This window comes from Clostridium aquiflavi (genome assembly GCF_031344075.1).
GTDB lineage: Bacteria > Bacillota > Clostridia > Clostridiales > Clostridiaceae > Clostridium > Clostridium aquiflavi.
The window spans coordinates 1-2,589 of the sequence record NZ_JAVJAN010000090.1 but is presented as its reverse complement, the minus strand read 5'-3'; the positions used below and the strand labels follow the sequence as shown (position 1 = coordinate 2,589).

Annotated in this window: 3 protein-coding genes; 1 reads left to right on the top strand and 2 read right to left on the bottom strand. The window is 27.5% G+C overall.

All coding sequences use genetic code 11. The annotated features are described in order from the left end of the window. Positions 1-296: 296 nt before the first annotated feature. Both RGC78_RS16045 and RGC78_RS16040 read right to left on the bottom strand, forming a co-directional pair. Positions 297-410 (bottom strand): MetS family NSS transporter small subunit, encoded by a 114-nt coding sequence (locus tag RGC78_RS16045; protein WP_252217007.1) that lies wholly within the window; start codon positions 408-410, stop codon positions 297-299. A gap of 22 nt (positions 411-432) precedes the next feature. Continuing rightward, positions 433-1,932 carry a sodium-dependent transporter gene (locus RGC78_RS16040; protein WP_252217005.1) on the bottom strand — a complete coding sequence of 500 codons (1,500 nt, stop codon included), beginning with the start codon at positions 1,930-1,932 and terminating at the stop codon, positions 433-435. A 236-nt stretch (positions 1,933-2,168) separates the two neighbouring features. Here RGC78_RS16040 and RGC78_RS16035 point away from each other — a divergent pair, with 236 nt between their 5' ends. After that, positions 2,169-2,456 (top strand): hypothetical protein, encoded by a 288-nt coding sequence (locus RGC78_RS16035; protein ID WP_252217003.1) that lies wholly within the window; start codon positions 2,169-2,171, stop codon positions 2,454-2,456. The last annotated feature ends 133 nt before the right edge of the window (positions 2,457-2,589 follow it).

Below are 2,589 nucleotides of genomic sequence, written 5' to 3'. Positions count from 1 at the left end.
TATACTCATTTTAGCATTCCTAAGTTCAATTACTCAGTCCACTTTGCTTATGCATATATCAACACTCTGCTAAAACATAGCCTTTATATATTAATTATTTCTATTTATTAACTTATACTAAATTTAAACTCTTTTCTTTATGGGAGTTTAAATGTTTATCTTTTAATATATGGATAATAATAGAAATTATATACTTATATTATAATAAAACATTTGAAAAAATTAAAATACTCCAAGTTAAGATATTAAAAATGACTAAGGTCATAATATAGTATTTCCTTAGTCATTCTAATTATTTATTGTACTTTTAATTTTTTCTCGTTATAAATTGTTATACCTAATGTTAACATTAAACCTCCCCATAAAACCACTGCACCTAATCCAAAGAAAGTTATTGCTATGCTGTTCATTATAAATTCCTCCTATATACTTTTATTGCTCTTCAAAATTATCTATATTTTTATTTTTCCATGGTTTTTTAGTAATAATAATTGATGATACTATTCCTATTAATATTACACTCCAACCATACATAAATAATGCTCTTAATGAATATCCACCATATGGAGATTTAATTTCTGTAATTAAACTTTGTACTAACATAAATATTAATATTGCTGGTGTTAAATATTTGACTGTAACATCCCACCATTTGCCTATTCTAAAATATGATATATCGTTTGTATGCTCTCTTATTATATAAGGTTTTAATATCCATCCTACTAAAGTTACTTCTAATAATCCAACAACAACTATTCCGTAATTGTTTATAAAGTTATCTATTATATCTAATAGATATAATCCTGCTCCACTTGCAAAAAGTAAACTTGTTGAAAATCCTATTAAACAAAATACTGTTATTACTTTATTACGCTTCCATCCAAATTTATCCACAAATGGCGCTGATACTGCTTCTGTTAACGAAACTGTAGATGTAATACCTGCAAATATTAAACATGCAAAAAATAAAACTCCTAAAATAATTCCCCAGCTTCCCATTGCGCTAAATACTTCTGGAAATACTATAAACGCAAGACCAACTCCACTTGAAGCAACTTCTGACACAGAAACACCTTGAACATTAGCCATATAACCTAATATTCCAAAAACTGCTATAGCACATAAAAACTCAAAACCACAATTAGCAAAAGCTGTCATAAAAGCACTATTGTTAATGTCTGTTTCCTTTGGTAAATAACTTGAGTATGTTATCATTATTCCCATGGCTAAACTTAATGAAAAAAATACTTGTCCATATGCTGCTATCCATACTTTTGGTTCTAACACTTTTGACCAATCTGGTGTAAATAATGTATTTAATCCTAAAGATGCACCTTCTAATGTTACTCCCCTAATGGCTATTACAACCATAATTATTATTAACATTGGTAATAGAACTTTATTTACTTTTTCTATTCCACCTTTTATTCCTTTATAACAAATAGTCCAATTAATTAGCCAAATAATAGCGATTCCTATAAATATAGGCCAAACTATCCCACCAAAATCGAATGGTGATGAAGTTAAATGTAAAAAATCATTATGAAAAAATGAATTTGAATCATTTCCCCAACCTCTAGTAAAACTAAATCTTAAATAATTAATAGCCCAGCTTAAAATCATTGAATAATAGCATAGTATAATAAATGCACTGATTGTAGGCCACCAACCAAGCCACTCCCACTTTTTATTTACTCTTGCCATTGCAAGTGGTGTTGATCCTTTATATTTATGCCCCATTCCATATTCTAATATTAATAATGGTATACCTGCAGTAAAAATAGCAAAAAAGTAAGGAATTAAAAATGCTCCTCCACCATTTGAATATGCTACATATGGAAATCTCCATATATTACCTAAGCCTACTGCTGAACCTATAGCCGAAATAATAAATCCCAATTTGCTACCCCATTGATCCCGTTTTTCATTCATGTCCACTTCCCCCTTTGTAGATAAGATAAATAAAATCATTCTTTAATTATTAATATAATATAATAATTTAATAATATTTTCAATATTTATTTAAAAATATTTTATATTTTTATTGATTTAATTGATAATTCATTTTATTTTTGCATATTTTCTTAACTTTTCGTCAATTTGCTATATTAAAATTAACTTTTATTATTTACATATTATGTTAATATTGATTGAAGGAGTTGAAATTTATGAAAAAATTTTTATTATGCGGAGTATTAGCATTTATTTGTTTAGGTTCTACTTCACTTAACGTTTTTGCAAATACAAATGAACCTACTCACTCATGGAAAATTACAAAAGCAAATGTAGATAGTGGTAAAGTTTCGTATCATGAATTTAATGATACAAAAGATAATTGTGAGATTGTAACTTATAACTCAAGTTACAATAAAGAATGTACAATATGTGGGGCAACATGTAGTGAAGATAGTACAACTATCTTTCATTTAAATTTTAATTGTCATGAATGTGATTAATAACTAAAATGATACACCTAAAAATAATACTTAAAGCCACTTAAATTTCTTTAGAACAAAATCGCTAAGGCGACTTTGGAGCCGTCGATTTTTTTAGCCATGCGCCCTTTCCAAACGCAGTGCAGGAATAATG